Origin of the sequence: Virgibacillus sp. CM-4, from assembly GCF_000445495.1 — a bacterium.
Classification (GTDB): domain Bacteria; phylum Bacillota; class Bacilli; order Bacillales; family Amphibacillaceae; genus Virgibacillus; species Virgibacillus salexigens.
Genome location: NZ_AUQA01000003.1, coordinates 160022 through 184076, shown reverse-complemented (window position 1 = coordinate 184076; position 24055 = coordinate 160022). Strand labels below are relative to the sequence as shown.

Genomic DNA, 24055 nt, shown 5'->3' with positions numbered 1-24055 from the left:
TAAATTGTGTAAAACACTTGACTGGAGGTAAGAAAAGTTAGAAAACAAATCCAACTTTGAGGTGCCTTAAAACAAAGGGGGTTCTACTCCCTCTAATCGCAGCTACTCCCCTTTCATGTCACCGATCTGTTAATTGCTGCCGGGCAAATTCTCTATATAATGCGTGCCGATCCATTAGTTCTTGATGTTTTCCCACCCCTGTTATTTCTCCATTTTCGATAAATATAATTTTATCCGCATCTACAATCGTTGATAGGCGGTGAGCGATTACAAAGGTTGTGCGTCCTTCCATTAATTTAGTTAAGGCTTGTTGAACAACCTTTTCTGATTGACTATCTAAACTGGCAGTTGCTTCATCCATCATCAGTATACTTGGGTTACGTAGAAATGCTCGAGCTATATTAATGCGTTGCCTTTGTCCCCCAGATAGTTTAACTCCCCTTTCGCCAACCTTTGTATCTAATTGATCGGGAAACGTTGCTATAAACCTATCTGCATAAGCCATCTTGGTAACCAACCAAAGCCGGTCATCTGAAATATCTGTTGCGTCAGCTAAACCGTAGGTTAAGTTTTCTCTAATGGTACCAGCCATCATCGCACTTTCTTGTGAGACATAACCAATATGACTTCGCCATGTTTGCAACGACATTTTCTCAATCGACGTGTCACCAATGAAAATTTCACCTTCTGTTGGTTGGTAGAATCGTTCTAACAAACCGAATAACGTTGTTTTTCCCCCGCCGCTTGGACCAGCAAATGCGATCATTTCACCAGGATGGGCAGCAAAAGTGATATTTCTTAAAACTTGTTCTGTTGGATTATAGGAAAAGGATACATGATGAAACTGAATGATGCGATTTGCGTTTGTTAAAGAAGCACCATCTTTCCCTGGTTCCTCTGATAAATCCAAAATATCGATAATTCGCTCTGTTGCACCCTTTGCTTTTTGTAATTGGGTAAAAAACATAGCAAATGTGGTAATTGGCATAATGATTTGGAACAAATAAAGCAAGAATGCCACCAATGATCCGGTAGACATGGAACCATTGGCCACACGTATACCTCCATATCCAATAATAACCACTACTACAGCCATAATAATTAAGTACATAAGTGGCCCAATCAAAGCAAAGATTTTTGATTCTTTTAAGCCGAATGAATATAGCTTACTAATTCCATGTAATCCCTTTCGTTCCTCAAAAGGTTCCGCTGTAGACGACTTCATTAACCTTATTTCACTTAATGTTTGCTGAATATTACCAGTAAATACCGCCGTTTCATCCTGTAGACTTCGAGAGATCTTAGCCATTTTGCTACCTAATGGCATCATCAGTAAAATCGTTATGGGAACAGCAATTAACATCATCAGTGTCATTTGCCAATCCATAATTAATAGTATAGCAACGGCACCTATGATAGAAATTAACCCACTTATAAACTGTGGAAAATGCTGAGATATCAGATCTTTCACAATTCCGGTATCGTTGACCACACGACTTACCGATTCCCCACTGTTTGTTTTATCAAAATAGCTAACTGGTAGATGGATTAACTTCCTCCACATCCGTTCGCGAAGCCGGGCAACAATCTTCTGTCCAACTAATGCTAACATATAAGTAGATACACCATCGATTACGGCTTGCAAAATAAAAATAACCGCTATCATCACTATCAGCATGATACTCACCGATTCTAAGGAGAACCCATCAACCAATTCCCTAGTTAGCAGAGGGATACTTAGACCTACAAGTGTTGTGATTACACTACCAACTAATCCTATTGAAAGAGGGAGCTTTGGAATGTTGGTAGACAAGATAAACGAAATAAATAGCTTCAAATCATTACGGGATTTTTCCAATACCATGTACTCCTATCTTAGAATATCTATCCTTTTATTATAAATGAAAAAAGAACATAATACATGATTCTCCCCTTCCAGCCTTAAATAATAAAAACGCTGCTTTGTTCCACAAAACAGCGTTTTTATTTAAAAGCATGCCTTATCCACCAATATCCCGTTGACGATAACCAATAAACCCGAGTACCATCAAGCCTATTGCAGAAATTGTAAGGATGGTAACTGCAGTTATGTTCATATCTTCAATAGGTATCTGAGGTATATGCCCGAACGGGGACAAGCTGCTCATCCACTCAGGAAATTGAATTAGATTGCCTAAATACACAACAATAAATGAATAAATTAAATACCCCCATACCCAGCTACTTACCTGTGGGAGAAAGCCGATAAGAAATGCCGTCAGCCCAATCATTACCCACATCGCAGGCAAATAGACTATTGCCGCTTGATACACAACTGTAATATCCATTCCGTCATTAATCGATACAGAGCCTGCTGACCAAAGACCAAGTGCTGCCAAAGATAACATAACAAACGAAACAAGAATAGAAATGATTAATGAACTACTTAATAGCCGTGTACGAGAAACTGCACGACTTAACAAATGCTCTGTTCTATTTTTTCTTTCTTCACCCATTAATTTCAATTGTGCCATTAAAGCTGGTATCGTGCTAATCATAGCCATAATACTCATTAACATGGTAATAAATTGTTCTGTCAGCGAATAACCATCTACAGGTGCTAGCATTTGTTTCATCATATCAATATCTTCAAAAAAGGTATCTAAATCCCCTAATACGGAACCATAGGATGCACCTAATACAAACATTCCTATTGCCCAAGCAATTATCCCCGTACGTTGAAGACGAAAGGACAGCCCTAATGGACTTTTTAACAGTACAGATGCATATTTTTTACCTGGCTTGGCTGGTAAAAATCCAGAACCCAAATCCCGAATACCATTTAAATAGAGTGCCAATATACAAAGAATGAACGATACACCGATGGTTAATAGAATTGGCCACCAATAGTTATTAACATAAACCTCCGCTCCTAAAATCCAGCCCAATGGAGAAATCCAAGATAATGTCTCATTACTTACATCTCCAATCGCTCGTAAAATATAAGCAATACCCAGCACAAAGAAGGACAATCCAATAACACCACGGGAGTTCTCAGAAAGCTGTGCAAATACCGCTGTGATTGCTGTAAAGAAAAAGCCTATTGCCCCTAGGGCTGCACCATATAAAAGAGAACTCTCTAAGTCCATACTTTCAATATCTAATGCCGCTAAACCAAATCCAATGAGAAGCGCCATAAAAAAATTCGTCATGAAAACAACGTTTAACGCTGCGAATAAATTTGATAACCTACCAGTTGGTAATGATCGGATCAGTTCAATTCGACCGTCTTCCTCATCTGATCTCGTATGCCTTGTAACTAATAAGATACTCATGATTGCCACCGTAATCGCTGTGAACAGGAGCATCTGATGTGCCATCATGGCTCCATATGTGTAATTATCCAGCCCATACCCTTGACCAACCATAGCTGTCATTGCAGGATTTAACATGGTTTCAGCAATCGCTTGACGATCCGCCTTTGATCCATAGAGATCCGTAAAAGATAAGGCAATGGTATAGGTAATGATAGCTAATGACAAAATCCAGACAGGAATTCGTATACGATCCCTCCGTAGGAGAAAACGAGACAACTTCCCTGTGTTTTTTGTTAAACCTGCCATTACACTTCCCTCCCAGCTCCAGCCGTTATATTCCCTTCATAATGTCTCATAAATAAATCCTCTAATGTTGGAGGAGCACTTTCCAGTTTCACCAAACCAAATTTACTAATATAACGTATGACATCATCCAATTTTTCGGTATCTACTTGAAAAGAAATTTCATTCCCTTCTCTTTCGATAGCATGTACGCCTTCGACTTCACTTAACGCAACAATATCTTGTTTTGTTTCTACTAATAAATTCGTTCGCGTCAGATGTCGCATTTCACTTAGAGATCCAGATTCAATAATCTTACCTTGCCGAATAATTCCAACACGGTCACATAACTTTTCTACTTCCGATAAAATATGACTAGAAAGCAAAATACTTTTACCAGCCTGTTTTGCTTCTAAGACACAATCTTGAAATACTTTCTCCATTAATGGGTCAAGACCGGAAGTAGGTTCGTCTAAAATATATAAATCTGCATCAGACGAGAAAGCAGCTACTAATGCCACTTTTTGCCGATTTCCTTTTGAATAAGTACGGCATTTTTTGGTTGGATCTAATTCAAATCGTTTGATCAAAGCCTCTCTTCGGCTTTGGTTATTTCCGCCACGTAATTTTACAAACAGATCAATAACTTCTCCTCCCGTTAAATTCGGCCATAAATTCACATCCCCTGGAACATAAGCAATTCGCTCATGAATAGAAACAGCATTGGACCACGCATCTTTACCAAAGATGGTTACGTTCCCTTTTGTCGCTTTTAATATCCCTAATAATATCCGAATGGTTGTTGATTTGCCTGCCCCATTGGGACCGATAAACCCATAAACTTCTCCTTCATTAACTTCTATATTCACACCATCTAACGCAGTAAACTTTCCAAATTTCTTTGTTAAGTTAGTTGTTTGTAACACAGGCATTTTTACTTCCCCCTTATGTTCGCATCTAAATTATGAAATATTTTAACCCATATATTTCATAATATATAAATAAAATTGTTTATGCAATAACTTATGAAATATATTTATTGTTTTATTACATATTTTTTATTAAAATTAGAATGAGGTGAAACTACTTGGATGGTTTTAAACGAAGACGCGAATTAAAAAAATCACATATATTGCAGGCTGCTTTAACATTATTCATGGATTTTGGCGTACAAAAAGTCTCTATTAAAGAAATTGCTACAAAAGCAAATGTATCTCAAGTAACGATTTACAATTATTTTGAGAGCAAAAACAACCTTGTTCATGAAGTAATTAAACATTATATAAGCGAAACATGGTGGGAGTTTGAGTCATTATTTGATAACGATTTACCCTTTCCTGAAAAGATAAAGAAGCTTATCTTCGCTAAGACAGAAACAGCCCAACATATCAATTCCAATTTCTACAATGTGATTATGAAAGAATATTCTGCTGGTATTAGTTATATTGAAGAGTTATACCAAAAAAAGGCGATACCGAAAATGATGGAGTTATTTGAAGAAGGGAAACGCGAAGGATATGTTGATCCAGATCTATCGAATGAGTCGATTTTAATGTATTTCCACATTTTTAAAGAAGCCATGCAGCGTGAAGATATATATAATAAAATACTGCCAATGACGGAAGATATCATGAAGATCTTATTCTATGGGATTATTGGGAAAGGAGATCATCCTAATTAGATCTTTCCGCTTGTAGAGAAGCAGCTATATGCCTCTACAAGCTTTTTTGTTGGTATGACCGAGTAACAATGGAAAACTTCATTTTATTCCTAAACAAGGAATTCACGCCTTTGTTTTAACTTTCCCCAATCAATCAGGCAATTTGGTACATACTATAACAAAAAACATCAAAAAATTTCGTTTGAAGCACGAAAAATTGAAGATATCCGTTTTTTTCATTATACTTAGTGCAAATGAAAGGAGATTACAAAATGGAACAAATGAAGCTTAAATCTGACGTTTTTTCTATTTTGAAAGATAAAATTCAACTGATTCAAAAAAATGAACGTGCCATATATTTGGTTGGACCGATTCAACTACCAGTCAATCTACAAGGTGAAACAACCGTATTCCAATGGTATTGCTGGCTTAATTATGATGAAGTCACGGAGGACTATGAAGAGATTATCCATAAATTAGCTTCTTCGAATCTGGCAGAGTATCAACAATCCAGTGTTTTAGTATACGGTGATTTCGCTAATGCTGAAAATGCCCTAATTCGTATGCACTCTATTTGTCATACTGGAGATATATTTGGAAGTAAACGATGCGATTGTGGATTTCAATTGAAGGAATCAATGAAACGTATAAAGGAAAATGGAGCCGGTGCGCTATTTTATTTAGCAAATCATGAAGGTAGAGGTATTGGTCTGTTTAGCAAAGCGATGGCTTACCTTCTTCAAGAGAATGGCTATGACACAGTTGAGGCAAACGAAGGACTCGGTTTTGTAAATGACGCTAGAAATTATGAAGATGCCATCCTTGTGTTAAAGACATTACGCAGCAAAGCAGTAACATTAATCACAAATAACCCCAGTAAATTGGATGCATTAGAAGAAGCTGGCCTTTCTGTTTCAGGGAGAACGCCATTATGGGGAGATATCTCGGAATACAACCGAAAATACTTACAGACCAAGGTAACTAAATCTGGCCACCTAAAATCCGAAGGGACTTGTTTTAATGACTAGTCATGCTGTTTATATGGATATTGCCTTAAACAATGCTAGAGCTATGAAAGGTCAAACGGACCCCAATCCATTAGTTGGGTCCGTCATCGTTAATCATAATCGAATTGTCGGTGTTGGAACCCATTTAAAAGCGGGGGAGCCACATGCTGAAATTCATGCCTTACGAATGGCCGGAGAGCAGGCACGAGGTGGTACGATTTATGTAACCCTTGAACCTTGTTCCCATCATGGTCGTACTGGTCCATGCGCAGAAGCCATCGTAAAAGCAGGTATTAAAACAGCAGTAATCGCAACGTTAGATCCAAACCCAATTGTTTCGGGAAATGGAGTAGCTATCTTAGAGGATGCAGGTATTAAAGTAATAGTTGGTATCAGACAAGCAGAAGCAGGTAAAATGAACGAAGTATTTAATACCTTTATAACCAAAAGACGCCCATTTATTACATTAAAATCAGGAATAACACTAGATGGCAAAGTTGCCAGTCATACCTTAAGCAGCAAATGGGTTACATCTGAAGAGGCTAGAGCAGATGTACATCAACTTCGACATGAACATATGGCGATTTTAACCGGGATTAATACAGTATTAAAAGATAATCCAGCATTAACAGCACGGATTCCAAACGGTAGAAACCCTCTACGAATCGTGATGGATTCTACATTAAAAATTCCACTTGATTACCAGCTTATTCAGGATAAACAAGCAGGTACATGGATATTTACAACTGAAAATTATGACAAACAAAAGCGTAAAGAATTGGAATCGCTTGGTATACTCGTTATTCCGACAGAAGGTACAAACACAGTTGATCCACGAAAAGTAATCACTTATTTAGGACAACACGGCATTTCTTCCTTGCTAATTGAAGCTGGTGGTGCAATCAATGCGTCATTTATTGAACATAGTTTAATAGATAAAATGATACTATATATGGCTCCTAAATTAATTGGGGGTAAACATGCTCCTAGCTTTCTTGAGGGAACAGGGATAAATGAGATGCATGATGCCATTGAGCTGAGCGAGACAGAAATACAGCCAATTGGCAAAGACTTTAAATGGACAGGTTATCCAATTTATAGTGACAAGAGGGATTGCGAATGAAATTTGGCTTTGACATTGATGATACACTAATCAATTTACGAGAACATGCCTTTCTCATTTATAGAGAAAAGTTAAATATGCAGCTACCGATGGAATCCTTCTATTCGCTACAGCGAGTAGAAATCCATGAACCTTTCGGACTTACTGATGAGGAAGGGAAAAAATTGTGGGAAAACACCCTAGAAACCATATATTATACAGATTGTCCAATCTTTCCTGGAGCTTTAAAAACAATCCAAGATTTAAAATATAGTGGGCATGATATCTATTATATTACTGCGCGACCACACAAACATGGCGAGCGTACAAAGGTATGGTTGAGAGAACAAGGCTTTCCTATTGAAGATGATAAATTCTACTATGGAATGAAAGATAATGAAAAAATTAACATTATTCATCAGTTGAACCTTGACTACTATGTAGATGATAAACCCACTGTGCTGCGTACGTTAAAAAATATAGATACAACACCAATCATAAAAGATCAATCCTATAATAAGGAATACAGAGAAGCCACTCGTCTCTTTCACTGGAGCGAATTCAAGCATATGTATGAAAAGAGCCTGAAACATAACAGAAAACGATAAATTGAAATCCGAATAAAATCAATATAATTCATTTAAAAACACAACTTGAAATACGGCATGCTCTGCGACTCCGTACCGAGCTAACTTGGGGCGTACCTTCTCGCAGAGGCCATGCCTATTTTATTTGCTGTGACTTACGCCTAGGCTCGCCATTCCTCACCGTAGTAATTAGCCGATGATGCTTTGCCCAAAATACTTTGGTCTCTCCTTCTTTTTTTCTATTAAACCCCTATTCAGCTTTATAGCAGGTTTCTTTCTAGTTCTTTCATTTCATAGAAGTACCCTTGTTTCGTCATTAACTCTGTAAATGTTCCTGTTTCTACGATCGTACCTTGATCCATGACAATAATCTGATCCATCTGCTCCATACCAGCTAATCGGTGACTTATGAGCACAACGGTGTCATTAGACGCTTGATCAAAAAGATGTGCATAAATGGATTGTTCCGTTACGGTATCAAGGGAGGAGGTTGGTTCATCCAGCAACCAGAATTGCCCTCCTTTCAACATTGCTCTTCCAATGGCTAATCGTTGTTTCTCTCCACCAGATAAATTCTCTCCTTTTTCATAGACAGAATGATCTAAGTCAAGATGCTCTAATCGAACTTTAACCAGTAATTCTTGCAAGCGCTCATCCGTAGCCGTTTCACTGGCGAGCTTAAGATTATCTCGTATCGTACCGTAAAAGAAATGATTATCTTGAAGAACGACATTTGCTTCTTCCAGGACACTTTTCTGCGAGAACTGCGCTATCTCCATATTATTCAGTCGAACTTCCCCGCTATCAGCCATGATTAATTTGATTATAAGCTGCAGTAACGTTGATTTGCCAGATCCACTAGCGCCAACAATAGCTGTTTTCGAACCAGCAGGAAGTTCCATATTCACCGTATGAACAGCTGGCCTTCCATCATCCGGAAAGGTAAAGGTAACATCACACATAGATATTTTAGGAGGCGTACGGAAACCAACAGATAATGTGGATGATTCTTCACATTCTTCTCTTTCTTGTTCAACCACAGAAAATAAACGATTCGCAGCTTGCTTACTATCCTCAAAGTGAATCGGGAAAACCGCCATCGGCCCCACATCTTCAAATAAAGTAATCGAAAGCATTACTAACATTGCTAATAGCACGCCATCAAGCTGCCCTTGACCAATTAGATATGCATTTATGGATAACACAGTCCATGTAACGAGTAACGATACAAATTGATTCACTGATTGATTATATAACGTATTGATTTCCTCCTGCTCCTGTTCCTTTATATAAGCATCCGAATGTGCTAAAAGTTGCTTTCTTTTCTCATCCATTTGCTGATATATTTTTAAGTCGCGGAAACCATAAAGAAATTCGGTAGCTTCTGTCGATAATATCGCTCGTTTATTTCGAACTTGGCTTTTTATTGAACGTTGACGTATAACAAAAATAGCAGGGATTACAACGGCGGTAAATAATAAACCAATTAGTAGAATTACTGCTGTATGGATAGAATAAAAGGATGCAAAGAAAATCGTACTGATAAACACTAAAGCTAGCACGATTGGCGGGTATACCACGCGTAAGAAAAAGTTTTGCAGACTTTCTACATCCCCTACAATTCTTGCTAAGAGATCTCCACTTCGAAACGAAGTAAATATACCTGGCGCTAAGGGCTCTAGCCTTTCATAAAACGCCATCCGTAAATTACTTAGCATTGTGAAGGTACCGCGATGGGATACAAACCGCTCTGCATATCTACTAAAGGCACGAATAAAACTTAACATTTTTACAGATGCAATTAAGATAATCAATGTATAAAATGGTGGCTGCAAAGCAGCTTTTGCAATTAAATACCCGCTAGCTGAGAACAATACCACTGTAGATAGCCCCGCAATAAATCCTAATAAGATTGAAAGCAGAATATCTCTTTTTTCTTTCATCATTTGTTTCGTAACAAACACTAGATCCCTCATTCTGCCTTCCCTCCTTGTTGCACAACAATCATATCTCGGTAAACAGAATTTATTTGCAATAATTGCTCATGTGTACCTTCAGCAATAAGTTCCCCATCATCTAAAATCAAGATCTTATCCGCATCTTTAATCGTGTGCAATCGGTGAGCTACGGTAATAACTGTTGCTGTCTGAGCTAGTTTTTCAATAGAAGCCTGTAAGATTCGTTCTGTTTTCAAATCTAATCCGGTCGTTGGTTCATCGAATAGTACAATAGAAGGCTGCTTTAGAAAAGCCCTTGCTAGAGCTAAACGTTGTTTTTCACCGCCAGATAACCCTCGGCCACCTTCCCCTACAACTGTGTCATAACGATACGTAAACGATGCTATTGTTTCTGCAATCCCGGCTCGCTTTGCTGCAAGCTCTATTTCGTTTCGAGTAACTTGGTTAGGACTTCCGATCGCAATATTATCTGCAATCGTGCCTGAAAAAATATAGGGGTGCTGAGAAATATAGCTGAGTCTATGAAACCAGTCTGCCTCTCTATATTTCGTTAAAGGTTCTCCGTCGATAAGGATGGACCCTTGATGTGTTGGAATGATTCCTGCAATCATATGCAAGAGCGTGGACTTCCCTGAACCCGTTTTACCGACAATCGCATTTTTGGATAAAGAGGAGAAACTGGTACTCATTTTTTTTAATTGAAAATCGGCTTCTCCATACTGAAAACCGCCATTCTCAATATCTATTCTTACCGGCAAACCCTTTTCTGGTATAGGTTTACTCCCCCATTGCACAGTGAATTCATCTGTTTCTTTAAGTTCCTCTTCCACTTTACGAATGGCACCCATACTGCTTCTTCCATTATGAAAGGCAGTTCCTAATTCACGTAATGCAGTGAAGTACTCAGGTGCGAGCACGAGTACAAAGAATGCTGCAAAGAAACTAATTCCATCAAAGATAATTAACTGTAGAGCTATTTCCAATGCAATGATTCCAATGGCTAACATCGAAATGAGTTCTAACATGAAGGATGAGGTAAAGGCGACTTTTAGAATTTCCATCGTCGCGTCTCGAAATTGCAAGCTGCTTTGTTTAATCGTCTCCTTCTTCTGTTTAGATTTACCAAATAACTTTAAAGTAACTAGCCCTTGTACCGTATCTAAAAATTTACCTGAAAAAGCAGCCAATTCATCCATTTTTTCTTCGGATTTTTTTTGCGTTTGCATACCAATAATAATCATAAAAAGTGGAATAAATGGAGAAGTGATTACCATAATAATTCCACTATTCACATGTTGATTAAATACAACGATTAATAGAACGACAGGGATGACCGAAGATCGAATCAATTGTGGAATGTATTGGCTGAAGTAACTATCTACCTCATCAACTGCATCCATCATCATACTGACCTTTTGTCCTGATTGTCCCTTCAGTGATGCTTGAACCGGATTTTTTAAATAATTATCAAGCAATTCATGACGTAAATGTCTTTTTGCTTCCGCTCCTAATCGTACGCCAAGTCTTCCACTCATATACGTAAAAATCGAACGAGCTAGAAGAATGAAGAACAACCCTCCCAATAATGGTAGGATTTCTTGAAACCTTTGGTCTTTTAGGAACACACCATCAATAACGGTAACAAGTAAAAAAGCTTGGCCAACAATCGCTCCACCCGTTAACAAAGCAAAGAAGAAGAGGTAAACCATGCTAAATTTTTTGGCATTCAGATACGCTTTTATCGTACGCATTATATATGCTCCTGTTCAACAGTATCTTTCGTTACATCAATCACTATTTCTTCCCTTTCACATAATCTGCATCAAACAGGAATAGACGCATCAGCAAGATTAATGAAGGAATTAATAAAAACAACCCTAGGATAAATACCACTATTAAAGCAATACCTGTTGCTTCATGTGTTGCATTTTCGTAGATCGTAACATATGGATCCAATATATATGGAAGATGACTAGCACCATACCCAAAAAACGCAAAGAAGAATTGTAGCATTACACTGATAAATGCCAATCCAAATCGTTTCCCTTCATAAATTAACCACATGGCAATGATAAAGAAACCAACGGAAAGACCAAACATCCACCAAAGATCAAACATATTTTGGTAATGTCGCTCATTATGCTGACCTAATGCGATGAATGTAGTTAACGCTGCAATAATGGTCGGTGTTGCCCAAAACAATGCATATTTACGAACTAACTTTAATGCTGCCTGGTCATTTGCTCTAGCTGCATAAAAGGTTAGAAATGCAGCGCTAATAAACAATACAGAAACGACTGCAAGTACAACTACACTCCAAGAATAAGGGCTCGTAAATAACGCAAGGTAATCCAATGATACAACGCCATTTTCTTCGAGTATAAATCCACCCTCAGACAATGTTAATGCAATCGATAAGGATGCAGGAATTAATAATCCTGTTGCCCCATACAAAAACATATACACATTGCTCTTTTTCGAACCATAATTCTCAAAAGCATAGAATGACCCTCTTATGGCAAGCAGTATAATTGCAATGCTACCAGGAACTAGCAATGCTGTCCCATAGTAATAAGCTGAATCGGGGAAAAACCCAACGATTCCAACAAAGAAGAACACGAAGAATACATTTGTAACTTCCCAAACAGGGGACAAGTACCTAGAAATTAATTGGTTCATTATATGGTCTTTTTTGGTAACCTTCGCATAATAGGCAAAGAAACCAGCTCCAAAATCAACCGATGCAACAATTAAATAACCATATAGAAAGATCCATAAAACGGTAATCCCAATTATTTCATAACTCATTTGTTATCACCCTTTTCTATCGTCGGGTACTTCTTCTCTAGTTCCTCTTCAGCAGGGTTATTTTTGAATAACTTTCGCAATACTGCCACTCCTAGTACACCTAATACAGTGTAAAGCCCAAGGAATAATAAGAACATCCAACCTACATACGGAGAAGTCGTAGCAGCATCTTCAACCAACATATAACCTCGTAATATCCATGGTTGTCTGCCTTCTTCTGCAAATATCCAGCCAAATTCAATTGCTAGCATTGCTAAAGGTCCACTAACTACGAGAAGCCAAAGCATCCATTTATTATGCTCATTCCACCGTTTAATTTTCCAGGCTAAAATATATAGTAAGGAAACCCCTAATAGGAAAAACCCGATAACAACCATCAAGTCAAACATATAGTGAATCCATAATGGTGGTCGCTCGTCTTCTGGGAACTCTTCTAGACCAGTTACCTCGCTTTGAAAATCACCATAAGCTAAGAAGCTTAAAAGTCCTGGGAAGCGAAGCGCACCAGCTGGAGTGTTCTCATCACCTAACCAGCCAAATAAAACAAGATCTGCTCCTTCTTCCGTTTCAAAATGCCATTCTGCCGCTGCTAACTTTTCAGGTTGATGCTCTGCTAAGAACTTCGCTGAAACATCTCCGGCGATAGCTGTCAAAATAGAAAAAATGAATGTTAGTGTTATCGTTAGTTTCAGTGCTTTTTTATGATACTCCGTGTGTTTTTTACGTAACATACTAAATGCAGCAATTGCTGCTAAAATAGCAGCTACTGTTAAATAGGCTGATGCTAAAACATGAAATACTTTTGTCGGCGTTGCCGGATTGAACATCGCGTCGAGTGGATTAACGGTTGCGAATCCACCTGCTCCTGTTGTAAACCCCTCAGGTGTATTCATAAAGGCGTTTACGGAAGTAATAAATACTGCGGATAGACCACCACCGATAATAATTGGTAACGACAACCACCAGTGCATCATTGGTTTTTTGAATCGGTCCCATGTATATAGATAAATACCCAAGAAGATTGCTTCAAAGAAGAAAGCAAAGACTTCCATAAATAGCGGTAAGCTAATAACATTTCCCGCAACTTGCATAAACTCTGGCCATAGCAAAGAAAGCTGTAATCCTATTGCTGTACCTGTTACCACTCCAATAGCAACAGGAATAACAAAACCACGTGTCCACCTACGTGCCATCATTAGATAATGTGGATCATTCTTTTTTATCCCGATAAACTCAGCAATGGAAATCATTAATGGAACACCAACGCCAAGGGTAGCAAATATAACGTGAAATACTAATGTTAATGCTGTTAAGAGTCGACTCATAAGAACTGGATCCAACTCAGTCATCATTGGTATCCCTCCTTTATTATGTAGCGATCATTGCACTTGCTCAGTATTGATCAAGTGAAAATCCATCCATATATTTCCTTTAGGGGATAGATTTCCATATCTTCCATAGTATAAACTATTTTCGTACAGATGAACGTTCATTGCTATGACAAAACATTGACAAAGGTTAAACAAAAATTTGTCTATCTCTGTTTAGTTAATTCCCTAATGTACATAATTTACACCAAAAACTTCAGATTTTTTCTGCTTATAAAAAAGGAGGCTGAAGCAAAAGTTAGCTCTATACCTATACAATCGGAAGATACACTCTTCCCACAAGAAATAGGTTCCCATAGCAGGATCGAATAGCCAATAATCCAATTGTGAATGAAAGCAAACCTATAAGTCAGCCCCATCAAGTGCAACATTACTTAATTATGTTAATTCTTCTTGATCTAAACTATTAAAAAAAGCTTCATTGTAAAGTACTTGCTCATTATTTGGGAGATACTTTTTGGTTTGCAAATGATGCTGATAGGAATCTTTCTTATTTCCTATCTGCCAATTACAATAACACATTTGCAAATGAGGGTACCAAGTAGTATAAGCAATATTGGCAAATCCACTATCATTATCAGCCTCTAATGTTAGAGCAAAGACATACCAGATAATTGCCTTCTTAAACATTCCTTTCTCCTTGAAATAATCGCCAACACGACACGAAACTTCTGCACGGGGCAGATCATACTTTAGTGATTGCAGCAAGGCTTCAACCTCTTCTTCTGGGAGCTGCATAATCTTAAAACAATCTGCTATATAAATACAAGCTCGAATCTCGTCCTCAATCCAACCTCTTTTTGTATCCAAAAATTGTTGATAATAATCAATTGCTTCATCTAAACGCATATGATCTTTCAATTCATTCGCATAATAAAACATATCCCTAGGAGTAAATGGTTCTTTATTTGCTAACTGCTTTTCATAGATCTTTAAATTCCGATCACTTTTAATGGAATCAGCAGGCTTATCTTGTCTTCGATGGGTTACGCCAATCTCTGATGGAACAACGTTGCCACCCACTTGTAGATATTCATGGACAGCCCCGTACCATTTGAAATTATTCGTTCGCTTTACTAATCGATTTCGTCGATACTTAAACGTTGGGTTTCCCTCTTCGTCAAAAGCTGTATAATAATACATTGATACCGCATCAATGTCATCATGTAATTCTTGCTTTAACTTCCTTAGTTTATCAATATCTTCAGGTAATAAAACATCATCTGCATCTAACCAGAATATAAAATCCTTGGTAGCATAACTGAAAGCTTTATTACGTGCTGCTGCAAAGTGATCTATCCATTCAAAATCAAACACCTTATTTGTAAACTTCTTAGCTATATCCTTTGTACTATCCTTAGAACCAGTATCTAAGATAATTATTTCATCGCATATAGATTCCACACTACTTAGACATTGTTCCAAGACCTCTTCTTCATTTTTAACAATCATACACAAACTGATTGTTTTCATATTTCTCACCACCTTCTCTAACTACCACTACTATATGATTCAGATACCTAAATTTGTTAATAATATTCCAGAACGTCTAACACTTTCATTCTCGTTATTTCTGTTATATTCTATAGAAAGAAGGATTTATAGAGAATCTAACGTTTGGAGCGATATATATGACAATGAAGAAAACCTTAACGCTTGCAGGATCAGATTCCAGCGGTGGTGCCGGTATCCAAGCTGATCTTAAAACATTCCAGGAACATGATGTATATGGTATGACGGCCCTCACTTCCATTGTAACGATGGATCCTGACGGTTGGAGTCACAATGTGTCTGCAATTGATGTAAATATTGTAGAGAAACAACTAGATACGATCCTCTCCGTTGGCGTGGATGCAATGAAAACAGGAATGCTTGGATCGGTTGACATCATTGAATTAGGTGCGAAGAAAATTGAAGCCTATCAATTAACGAATTATGTACTTGATCCAGTAATGGTTTGTAAAGGCGACGATGAAGTACTTCAACCAGAGAATACGGAGGCAATGCGGGAGCTATTATTACCTCATGCCATTGTAACTACTCCAAATTTATTTGAAGCTGGACAGTTAGCGCAAACCGGTCCAATAAAAACAGTAGAGGGCATGAAAGAGGCGGCTGTGAAAATTCATGAATTAGGTGCAAAGAATGTAATTATTAAAGGTGGAAAGGCCTTTGATTATGAAAAAGCACTTGACCTTTTCTATGATGGGAACAACTTCACATTATTAGAAAAAGATAAGATTGATACAACGTATAATCACGGTGCTGGTTGTACCTTCGCGGCAGCGATTACAGCTAATATAGCGAATGGCAAATCGGTAAAAGATGCCGTTACAGACGCCAAAGAATTTGTAACTGCAGCCATTACGCATGGATGGAAATTGAATGAATATGTAGGGCCTGTCATGCATGGCGCTTACCACAAATAATCAAGATCTTTGTCTACAACAAAACCCATTGAGTTCATCAATCAATGGGTTTTGTTATTAAACATAATATGCTTCACTTTTATTTATTTCTTCGGAAACTAAACCTGACAACACATGTACCCTTAAAATAAATCCAATTAATTTATTTTCCCCGTTCACAACAGCTAACGGGAACTGGGACTCTAATGCTTTCGGTATTAAATCGTTAATATATTCTTCTTGATTTACAACGGTAATATCATGGCGTAATACATCAGATAAACGTTGTTTTTCTTTTATTCCTTGAATAGCATCATCAATTGTGACAATGCCCTCTACCTGACGACTACGATTAACTACGAACACGCTAGAGATACCATTTTCTTTCATTTCTTTAACAGCAACGTTCAGACCGTCCTTCAACGACACTAAGGCGTTTGGTCGTGTCATAATATGCTCTGCCTGAAAAACCTTAGAACGATCAATATCCTTAATAAAATCGGAGATATAATGATTAGCTGGTGACGTAATAATTTCTTCTGGTGTACCAACTTGTTCTACTTGCCCATTTTTCATAACAGCAACACGATCGCCAAGTTTAAATGCTTCATTAACATCGTGTGTTATAAAAATGATCGTCTTTTGTAATCTCTCCTGAATGTCCAACAGTTCTAGCTGCATTTCTCTACGAATTAATGGATCCAATGCACTGAATGGTTCATCCATTAATAAAATATCCGGATCATTTGCCAGTGCTCGGGCTAATCCAACGCGTTGCTGCATTCCTCCTGATAATTCATCTGGATATTTATCTTCATACCCCTTCAATCCAACTGTTTCAATATTATTCATAGCAATTTCCCTGCGTTCTTCCTTTGAAACATTTCGAATCTCTAAACCATATTCCACATTCGCTAAAATTGTCCGGTGACTAAACAAACCGAAATGCTGAAATACCATCGCTATTTTTTCTTGCCGTATTTTCTTAAGTTCATTCTTGTTAAAAGCGACAATATCCTCTCCATCTAAATAGATAGACCCGTCCGTTGGCTTATTTAATAAATTAAAACAACGGATTAGTGTCGATTTTCCACTTCCGGATAAACCCATAATGACAAAGACTTCCCCTTTTTCTACTTCAAACGAAGCATTGTATACACCAACCGTATGATTTGTTTTATTTAAAATGCCTTCTTTGGACATGCCTTCCTTAATCATCGGAATAACTGACTTTGGTTTAGGACCAAAAATCTTGGACACATTCTCAACTCTTATTTGCGCTGTCATTCAGTCGCACCTCCATGTTTTTGGAATTTTCCAGCAACACCATTTGTTATCCGGTCAATAATGATTGCTAAAAATACAATACTGATTCCTGCCTCAAATCCAAGTGCAATATCAATTCGATTAATTGCTACTAGCACCTGTTCTCCTAATCCTGAAGCACCGACCATGGAAGCAATAACAACCATTGCAAGTGCCATCATGGTCGTTTGATTGACACCAGCCATAATAGTTGGAAGGGCTTGTGGTAGTTGCACTTTTTTAAGCATTTGCCAATTGGATGATCCGAATGATTGTGCGGATTCAATCACCTCTTTATCGACACCACGAATCGCTAGCTCTGTTAGACGAATAACTGGAGGTAAAGCATAGATCAATGTTGCAAATATGGCAGATACATTACCAAGACCAAAGAAAAATATTGCTGGTATGAGATATACAAAGCTTGGCATTGTTTGCATAGCATCTAATAATGGACGCATGACGGTTGAAAAACCTTTACTAAATGCCATCCATACACCTAAAGGTATACCGATGATTAAACAGATGATGACAGCTGTTATTATAATCGAAATGGTTGTCATCATATCTTCCCAAAGGCCAAATGTACCAATCAAAAAGATAAATAATCCATATAAAACACCCGAAACTACTGACTTAAAATACCAACCCATCAGGACAATAAGGATGATAAACAGCCACCATGGCATCCACATTAAGAAATCAGCTATGCCGTTGATTGTTCGTGAAGATATAAAAAAGATAAAATCAAAAAATCCTTCTAATGAGGTATCTAAAAAACTTACAAATTGGTCGACATAATCACCAATTTGTGTCCGTATATCTGGAAAATTTCCCATCTTTAATCGACTGCATAAGCAGTCGTTTCACCTCTCTTGTAATAGTTTAAAAAATAGCAGAAAAAGCAGCCAACCACGTGGCAAGCTGCTTATTTCTTATTGCATCGCATCCTTCACCTTGTTTGCAATATCTTCGGACACCCAACTTGTCCAAATATCTTCATGTTCTTTCATCCACCAGTTTGCAGCTTCTTCTGCTGAAGCATCATTTTCATCCATGTAGCTTAATGCTTCTTCCGTTAGCTCACTGCTAGTTTCATAGTTTTTTAAGAATTCAACAACCTCCGATGCTTGTTCTGGCATATCTTTATGCACTGCAACCACTACATCATTTGGAGGAAATTCCGTCGCCTTCGTTTCATTCCACGTTTCTTCATCATAAGCAGGTTCTTCCAATAAGGTTAAATCATACTTTGCTGTAACTGCTGTGGGCGACCAGTAGTAACCTACCCAACCACGTCCTGCCTCATAAGCATCTGTTAAATCAGCAACAATTGCGGCATCTGATCCTGGCATAAAATTATTCATTGTTTCTTCTAAACCATAAGCTTCAAATTTTGCATCAATTGCTTCAGCTACTGCCCAGCCACTTGGAGCATTAATAATCCGCCCTCGACCCGGATCCTCTGGATCTTCAAATACTTCCGGGTACTTCTTTAAATCTTCCACCGTTTTTAAGTCTGGTGCTAACGGTTCGATCCCACGTTCAGGATCGCCTTCGATAACATAGGTTGGAACATAGAGTCCTTGTGTATTATCATCAAAATTTGTAGATAATTTTTCAATATCTCCTGTATCCATTGCTTCTCCATAAATTTCTTTGATATTATCTGTCCAAACTTCCATATATACATTAATATCGCCATCTCGAAGGCCCTGGAAAGTAGCTGCAGTTGAACCACTCGTTACATCTGTTTGATAACCATACCCCTCTTCAATAATCGTTTGAGCAATACTATTATGTACCTTAATGCTATCCCATCCGGCATCTGCAAAGGTAATGGTATCAATGCCTTGTTCACTTGCTGAACCCGAGTCGGAACTTCCGCAGGCCGAAAGAACTATTAATATAGCAGCAAAAAATAAATATAGTATTTTTTTCATGAATGACTACTCCTTTTATAATATATTCTCAATAGATTCTGTTAATTGGTAATATAAAAACAAATCATTGGAATACCAATAATAAGAAAATTGAGTAGAAACTAAATCCATATTCACCTTAATCTAGGAAAATATTGAAAATGGTTGAACAGGCAAGCTACCTGTTACACAAGAGGTTCTTGTACGACAAAGTTCGGAGAGTATGTGTAATGTTTTCCTTTGTTTTTACAACATATTATATTTTATCGAAAACCCCGTTGCTTCTCAAACTGATTTAACAGGGATCAGCAGGGATTAGTCTACATAAAACGTGATCCCTCCCGTTTAAATGTACCTTATAGCGTATTCATATAAAATACACGCTAATACTCGAAATTTGTCGTAATACAGGTTTTTATTTCTATCTTCATCTTTTAGGCTATATACAATTAAGCAAGCTCTTGCTTACACGATTTCATCCTGCCTGAAATAGGATATAAAAGTCCATTTTTATATAGAGGAGAAATTATAATGGGAAAGAAGTACAATCGAAAACGGTGTAATTGTGCCGCCAATAAATATAACTGCATGCACTGTAAGCATTTTAATAAACGGACATCAAACATTGAACATTTTTGTAATCACTGTAAACGACCAGATGATGTTTGTTGTTGTGATAAAATTGATGGAAAAATTATTAATCAAATTAATAATACCACCTACTATTCAGGAAAAGGCAACACCGGACCTCCTGGAGAGGATGGCGATATTGGTGCTACGGGAGCCACGGGACCCCCAGGGCCAACTGGGTTCACTGGAACGACAGGTAGCACTGGAACGACAGGGACTACAGGTGTTACCGGCAGCGCTGGTGCCACCGGGCCAACTGGCAGTATCGGACCGACTGGGGTTATTGGAACAACGGGAAGCACCGGACCTACAGGTCCGACCGGAGCCACCGGTAGTACTGGTGCTACGGGACCGGCTACGGGGCCCACGGGGCCTGGACCTATAGGACCCACAGGACCAACTGGGACCACTGGAGCGTCAGGGACTACAGGTGTTACTGGCAGCACCGGTGCCACCGGCCCAACTGGAACTACGGGGATAAGCATTACTGGACCGACGGGTGAAACAGGGCCGACAGGACCTTCAACTGGTGGATCATCCTTTTATCAGACAGTAAAAATAGGTGATATTGATACCGAAATAGCATTTAATCAAGGTTCAGGAAATAATCAGGCTGTCGGTGCATTAACTATCGGAAAGGGTTCAACCATCTCAAATTTATCTGCTTATATCGTTCAAGACGGTAGCATTACAGGCAATTTTCAAATGGCAGTACTAGAAGTAACTTCAAATACGGATTCAGTAGTTGTAGGTATAACCGATACAGCAACAAGCATTGAAGGAGGTTTATTCACATTACCGCTTCTAACTAATGTGACACTTAATTTAAACTCGCCCTATTACTTTGCTGTTTATAATCAGGTAAATGGATCTGATATTGGAGGAAGAATAACTGGTCTCGCCACCGTACAAGACGCTCCCCCAATTAACTTTAGATCTCAAAACCTCCCAGGGTTTTCAATCGGTCAAACAATTAATGTCAGTGATCAAAGCCTTTTAGTATCACCTTGGATTTCTGGCTTTTGATCAAACAAATATATGGCCCCTGATTAAATCGGGGGCCATACTTAAGCATTCCTTAGTTATTATTGTCCTATAAATCGCATTGCTTTACTTAAAACGGTCGGCACGACGGAGACATGATTCTCTTCCTCGACCTCATAATAAACAGATGAGATACCTTTGCCTTCTATTTGCTTCAGTCGACCGGAAAAATTTCTGGCATCATTTATCATATGATCCTTTTCCAATTCACCTACAGCCATAAATAAACGTAAGTTTTCGGTATCATTTATTCCATCTAACCATTCTTTTTCTTGATCAATAATCGATCGGTTATTCCACCAAATAGAAGGACTTGTAATAAAAAATGATTGAAATGAATTCATCCTTGAGAAAAGTACCTGTAAGGCAAATAAGCCACCTAATGAATGTCCAAATAACGTTTGCTTCTCACGATTAATGGAAACATGTTCTTCTACAGCAGGTTTCAATTCTTGATTGATAAACATCATAAATTCCTCTGCTCCGCCATTTTCTGGCCATTTATTCCCATCAGGCTTAGCTGGCAAATCGGAGATCTTTGTTGGTGGGGTAAAGTCATACATGCGATAGCTAGAAGCAAATGCCTCCTCTACAGGATAACCAATTCCTACGACCACCATTGGAACAATGCCTGTTTTTTGTGAACGGACAGATTGTACTTTAACAGCCTCTTGGAAGGTGTGAAAAAAAGCATTTCCATCTAATACATATATTACCGGATAACCCGTTGGGGGAGCCGGTTGTTTGGGGATGGATATATACATTTCATAAGAATGCCCTTGTTTTGAAGTCATAGACCAATTCTCTGCTCTCCAAGTAGTTACTGGAGATGTTGTATATTGTACCATGCGTAACTCCTCCTTACCATTACTTTTCTATACTATCATAACCAAAACAAACCGGAGCATTATCATGTGGATCTATCATTACACGAGCATCTATTTCAAAGACTTCTTTTAGTACGGGGTTCGTGATAATCCTTGATGGAGGACCAACGGATACAATTTCTCCAGCTTTCATAGCAACTAATTCATCTGAAAACCTAGCCGCATGATTAATATCATGTAAAACCATTACAATCGTACAACCACGCTCGGCATTAAGCCGCTCTACGATTTGTAACACCTCTAACTGATGAGCCAAATCAAGATACGTGGTTGGTTCATCTAAAAGCAAAATATCTGTCTCTTGGGCTAACGCCATTGCTAGCCAAACCTTTTGTCGTTGACCACCTGATAAGTTACCAAGTTCTCTATCTCGAAACCCTGTTGTCCTTGTAATATCCAAGGCCCAATCCACTATCTTTTGATCTTCCTTCGTAATTTTATTTACGTTTTTTCGATGCGGATACCTACCATAGGTTATTAATTCTTCCACTTTTAATTCATTAGGAGCAATAGGATTTTGTGGAAGCAATGAAAGATGTTTAGCAATTTTCTTTGTCGGAATACGGTTCAAGTCTTTTTCCTGTAAAAAGACCTTGCCATTACGCTGCTTAAGAATTCTTCCCATTGTCTTTAATAAAGTTGATTTACCACAACCATTTGGCCCAATAATCGTGGTAATCTCGCCTGTTTTAATTTGCAAATTCAAATCCTCGAAGACCGTGTACTTTTCATAACCTGATGCTAACGCTTCTACTCGTAAACTATTCATTTGCTCCCCCTCCTTACGCCTTTGTTTTTACTAGTAAATATAGAAAATATGGAACCCCAATTAGTGATATTACAATACCCACTGGTAATTCAGCTGGAGCAAATACAGTTTTAGCAACAAAATCAGAAGCCATAACAAGCAATACTCCTAGCAAACCACTTACTGGCAGGATATACCTATGTTTCAGTCCGATTAGTCTTCGAGCAATATGCGGGGCCATCAATCCGACAAATCCAATACTACCGGATACAGATACACACGCACTAACTATTGCTACTGCACTAATCAATAGCCAGGACTTTTCTCTTTCAACTGCCATTCCTAAGCTCTTCAGACTCGTCTCTTCCAATTGAAGTAGATCGAGAGAATATGCCTTTTTATAAATAATGGGAATAAATATAATTAACCAAGGTAGCATCGAAAGAATATAATACCAGTTTGCATTATATATTGTGCCTGAGATCCAGACAGTGGCCATTTCAAAATCGGATGCCTTCATTTTTAATGATAAATACAAAGAGAAAGCGCCGAATCCGGAACCAATAGCAATTCCAGTTAATATAAGCCTTTGTGGGTCCAATTTTCCATTCTTCCATGCAAATAGAAAAATAATGGCAGCTGCTAGTAATCCTCCAACTAAACCAAAGATTGGCTGCATCATAATAGAAAGAAGATCCGTACCGTTCATATTTCCTTGGAAGAAAAACATAAAAGCAACTATCGCTGCACCTGCTCCGGCATTAATCCCAAGAATTCCCGGATCAGCTAGCCCATTACGAGTTACCCCTTGAATAACTGCCCCTGCCATTCCAAAACCAAGCCCTACTAATCCAGCAATCACAATACGAGGGAGACGAAAATCAAAAATGACTAAATCATAATCTTCATTCGGATTGATTCGTAATATCGTACGAATTACATTTGACACACTTATATCAAACGACCCATTCGTAATACTTATATAAAAGACCACCGAAATAAGACATAACATAATAAAAATGG

Annotated in this window: 20 protein-coding genes; 6 read left to right on the top strand and 14 right to left on the bottom strand. The window is 38.1% G+C overall.

The features are described from left to right. Positions 1 to 118: 118 nt before the first annotated feature. From M948_RS32000 to M948_RS31990, 3 genes are all read right to left on the bottom strand, one after another. Positions 119 to 1858: an ABC transporter ATP-binding protein gene (locus M948_RS32000; protein WP_021290551.1), complete on the bottom strand. Its 1740-nt coding sequence runs from the start codon at positions 1856 to 1858 to the stop codon at positions 119 to 121. Positions 1859 to 2000: 142 nt separating this feature from the next. Continuing rightward, entirely contained in the window at positions 2001 to 3602 is a 1602-nt protein-coding gene (locus M948_RS31995; RefSeq protein WP_021290550.1) for an ABC transporter permease, read from the bottom strand. Beyond that, positions 3602 to 4510 carry an ABC transporter ATP-binding protein gene (locus M948_RS31990; protein WP_021290549.1) on the bottom strand — a complete coding sequence of 303 codons (909 nt, stop codon included), beginning with the start codon at positions 4508 to 4510 and terminating at the stop codon, positions 3602 to 3604. Before M948_RS31990 ends, M948_RS31995 begins: the two co-directional genes overlap by 1 nt. Before the next feature lie 155 nt (positions 4511 to 4665). Between M948_RS31990 and M948_RS31985 the strand changes: the two genes are divergently transcribed. The 4 genes from M948_RS31985 (at position 4666) to M948_RS31970 (ending at position 7955) form a co-directional block, all read left to right on the top strand. Beyond that, positions 4666 to 5259, top strand: coding sequence for a TetR/AcrR family transcriptional regulator (locus M948_RS31985; RefSeq protein ID WP_021290548.1), 594 nt, complete (start codon positions 4666 to 4668; stop codon positions 5257 to 5259). A 251-nt stretch (positions 5260 to 5510) separates the two neighbouring features. Continuing rightward, positions 5511 to 6266 (top strand): GTP cyclohydrolase II, encoded by a 756-nt coding sequence (locus tag M948_RS31980; RefSeq protein WP_021290547.1) that lies wholly within the window; start codon positions 5511 to 5513, stop codon positions 6264 to 6266. Further along, a complete protein-coding gene (gene ribD / locus M948_RS31975) occupies positions 6259 to 7368 on the top strand; it encodes a bifunctional diaminohydroxyphosphoribosylaminopyrimidine deaminase/5-amino-6-(5-phosphoribosylamino)uracil reductase RibD (RefSeq protein WP_021290546.1) in 1110 nt (369 codons plus the stop codon). Before M948_RS31980 ends, ribD begins: the two co-directional genes overlap by 8 nt. Then, positions 7365 to 7955 carry a 5' nucleotidase, NT5C type gene (locus tag M948_RS31970; protein ID WP_021290545.1) on the top strand — a complete coding sequence of 197 codons (591 nt, stop codon included), beginning with the start codon at positions 7365 to 7367 and terminating at the stop codon, positions 7953 to 7955. Before ribD ends, M948_RS31970 begins: the two co-directional genes overlap by 4 nt. 239 nt (positions 7956 to 8194) lie before the next feature. On the opposite strand, the gene cydC is transcribed toward M948_RS31970, so the two are convergent. The 5 genes from cydC to M948_RS31945 all read right to left on the bottom strand — a co-directional run bounded on the left by cydC (position 8195) and on the right by M948_RS31945 (position 15561). After that, positions 8195 to 9910 carry a thiol reductant ABC exporter subunit CydC gene (gene cydC / locus M948_RS31965; RefSeq protein ID WP_021290544.1) on the bottom strand — a complete coding sequence of 572 codons (1716 nt, stop codon included), beginning with the start codon at positions 9908 to 9910 and terminating at the stop codon, positions 8195 to 8197. Next, positions 9907 to 11643, bottom strand: a complete 1737-nt coding sequence (gene cydD, locus M948_RS31960) for a thiol reductant ABC exporter subunit CydD (RefSeq protein WP_021290543.1) — start codon at positions 11641 to 11643, stop codon at positions 9907 to 9909. Before cydD ends, cydC begins: the two co-directional genes overlap by 4 nt. A 43-nt stretch (positions 11644 to 11686) precedes the next feature. Continuing rightward, a complete protein-coding gene (locus M948_RS31955; protein WP_021290542.1) occupies positions 11687 to 12700 on the bottom strand; it encodes a cytochrome d ubiquinol oxidase subunit II in 1014 nt (337 codons plus the stop codon). Next, positions 12697 to 14049: a cytochrome ubiquinol oxidase subunit I gene (locus tag M948_RS31950; RefSeq protein ID WP_038246115.1), complete on the bottom strand. Its 1353-nt coding sequence runs from the start codon at positions 14047 to 14049 to the stop codon at positions 12697 to 12699. Before M948_RS31950 ends, M948_RS31955 begins: the two co-directional genes overlap by 4 nt. Positions 14050 to 14466: 417 nt before the next feature. Further along, a complete protein-coding gene (locus M948_RS31945; protein ID WP_021290540.1) occupies positions 14467 to 15561 on the bottom strand; it encodes a glycosyltransferase family 2 protein in 1095 nt (364 codons plus the stop codon). 158 nt (positions 15562 to 15719) lie between these two features. On the opposite strand from M948_RS31945, the gene pdxK reads away from it, so the two are divergent. Beyond that, entirely contained in the window at positions 15720 to 16517 is a 798-nt protein-coding gene (pdxK, locus tag M948_RS31940) for a pyridoxine/pyridoxal/pyridoxamine kinase (RefSeq protein WP_021290539.1), read from the top strand. 57 nt (positions 16518 to 16574) lie between these two features. Here the strand turns inward: pdxK and M948_RS31935 are convergent, their stop codons facing one another. The 3 genes from M948_RS31935 to M948_RS31925 form a co-directional block, all read right to left on the bottom strand. Further along, on the bottom strand, positions 16575 to 17783 hold the full coding sequence (locus tag M948_RS31935) for a quaternary amine ABC transporter ATP-binding protein (RefSeq protein ID WP_021290538.1): 1209 nt from the start codon (positions 17781 to 17783) through the stop codon (positions 16575 to 16577). Continuing rightward, entirely contained in the window at positions 17780 to 18640 is an 861-nt protein-coding gene (locus tag M948_RS31930; RefSeq protein ID WP_021290537.1) for an ABC transporter permease, read from the bottom strand. Before M948_RS31930 ends, M948_RS31935 begins: the two co-directional genes overlap by 4 nt. 96 nt (positions 18641 to 18736) lie before the next feature. Next, on the bottom strand, positions 18737 to 19744 hold the full coding sequence (locus M948_RS31925) for an ABC transporter substrate-binding protein (protein WP_021290536.1): 1008 nt from the start codon (positions 19742 to 19744) through the stop codon (positions 18737 to 18739). Positions 19745 to 20254: 510 nt separating this feature from the next. On the opposite strand from M948_RS31925, the gene M948_RS43935 reads away from it, so the two are divergent. After that, complete coding sequence (locus M948_RS43935; RefSeq protein ID WP_021290535.1) at positions 20255 to 21379, top strand: hypothetical protein; 1125 nt, start codon at positions 20255 to 20257, stop codon at positions 21377 to 21379. A gap of 59 nt (positions 21380 to 21438) precedes the next feature. Here M948_RS43935 and M948_RS31915 read toward each other — a convergent pair whose 3' ends face one another. Genes M948_RS31915 through M948_RS31905 form a run of 3 tightly spaced genes read right to left on the bottom strand, consistent with a single transcriptional unit; the run spans position 21439 to position 24044 of the window. Next, a complete protein-coding gene (locus M948_RS31915) occupies positions 21439 to 22245 on the bottom strand; it encodes an alpha/beta hydrolase (RefSeq protein ID WP_021290534.1) in 807 nt (268 codons plus the stop codon). Positions 22246 to 22264: 19 nt separating this feature from the next. Next, the gene (locus M948_RS31910) at positions 22265 to 23053 is read right to left on the bottom strand and encodes an ABC transporter ATP-binding protein (protein WP_021290533.1); all 789 of its coding nucleotides are present in this window, start codon (positions 23051 to 23053) and stop codon (positions 22265 to 22267) included. Between the two features lie 13 nt (positions 23054 to 23066). Continuing rightward, positions 23067 to 24044, bottom strand: coding sequence for a FecCD family ABC transporter permease (locus M948_RS31905; protein ID WP_369759847.1), 978 nt, complete (start codon positions 24042 to 24044; stop codon positions 23067 to 23069). Positions 24045 to 24055 lie beyond the last annotated feature (11 nt).

What these genes read in the sequence shown, in the direction of transcription:
- pdxK (WP_021290539.1), top strand. Translation starts at nt 15,720, where the DNA reads ATGACAATGAAGAAAACCTTAACGCTTGCAGGATCAGATTCCAGCGGT.
- M948_RS31980 (WP_021290547.1), top strand. Translation starts at nt 5,511, where the DNA reads ATGGAACAAATGAAGCTTAAATCTGACGTTTTTTCTATTTTGAAAGAT.
- M948_RS31915 (WP_021290534.1), bottom strand. Translation starts at nt 22,245, where the DNA reads ATGGTACAATATACAACATCTCCAGTAACTACTTGGAGAGCAGAGAAT.
- M948_RS31925 (WP_021290536.1), bottom strand. Translation starts at nt 19,744, where the DNA reads ATGAAAAAAATACTATATTTATTTTTTGCTGCTATATTAATAGTTCTT.
- M948_RS31955 (WP_021290542.1), bottom strand. Translation starts at nt 12,700, where the DNA reads ATGAGTTATGAAATAATTGGGATTACCGTTTTATGGATCTTTCTATAT.
- M948_RS31935 (WP_021290538.1), bottom strand. Translation starts at nt 17,783, where the DNA reads ATGACAGCGCAAATAAGAGTTGAGAATGTGTCCAAGATTTTTGGTCCT.
- M948_RS31945 (WP_021290540.1), bottom strand. Translation starts at nt 15,561, where the DNA reads ATGAAAACAATCAGTTTGTGTATGATTGTTAAAAATGAAGAAGAGGTC.
- M948_RS43935 (WP_021290535.1), top strand. Translation starts at nt 20,255, where the DNA reads ATGGGAAAGAAGTACAATCGAAAACGGTGTAATTGTGCCGCCAATAAA.
- ribD (WP_021290546.1), top strand. Translation starts at nt 6,259, where the DNA reads ATGACTAGTCATGCTGTTTATATGGATATTGCCTTAAACAATGCTAGA.
- cydD (WP_021290543.1), bottom strand. Translation starts at nt 11,643, where the DNA reads ATGCGTACGATAAAAGCGTATCTGAATGCCAAAAAATTTAGCATGGTT.
- M948_RS31970 (WP_021290545.1), top strand. Translation starts at nt 7,365, where the DNA reads ATGAAATTTGGCTTTGACATTGATGATACACTAATCAATTTACGAGAA.
- M948_RS31950 (WP_038246115.1), bottom strand. Translation starts at nt 14,049, where the DNA reads ATGACTGAGTTGGATCCAGTTCTTATGAGTCGACTCTTAACAGCATTA.
- M948_RS31910 (WP_021290533.1), bottom strand. Translation starts at nt 23,053, where the DNA reads ATGAATAGTTTACGAGTAGAAGCGTTAGCATCAGGTTATGAAAAGTAC.
- cydC (WP_021290544.1), bottom strand. Translation starts at nt 9,910, where the DNA reads ATGAGGGATCTAGTGTTTGTTACGAAACAAATGATGAAAGAAAAAAGA.
- M948_RS31930 (WP_021290537.1), bottom strand. Translation starts at nt 18,640, where the DNA reads ATGGGAAATTTTCCAGATATACGGACACAAATTGGTGATTATGTCGAC.
- M948_RS31990 (WP_021290549.1), bottom strand. Translation starts at nt 4,510, where the DNA reads ATGCCTGTGTTACAAACAACTAACTTAACAAAGAAATTTGGAAAGTTT.
- M948_RS31905 (WP_369759847.1), bottom strand. Translation starts at nt 24,044, where the DNA reads ATGTTATGTCTTATTTCGGTGGTCTTTTATATAAGTATTACGAATGGG.
- M948_RS31995 (WP_021290550.1), bottom strand. Translation starts at nt 3,602, where the DNA reads ATGGCAGGTTTAACAAAAAACACAGGGAAGTTGTCTCGTTTTCTCCTA.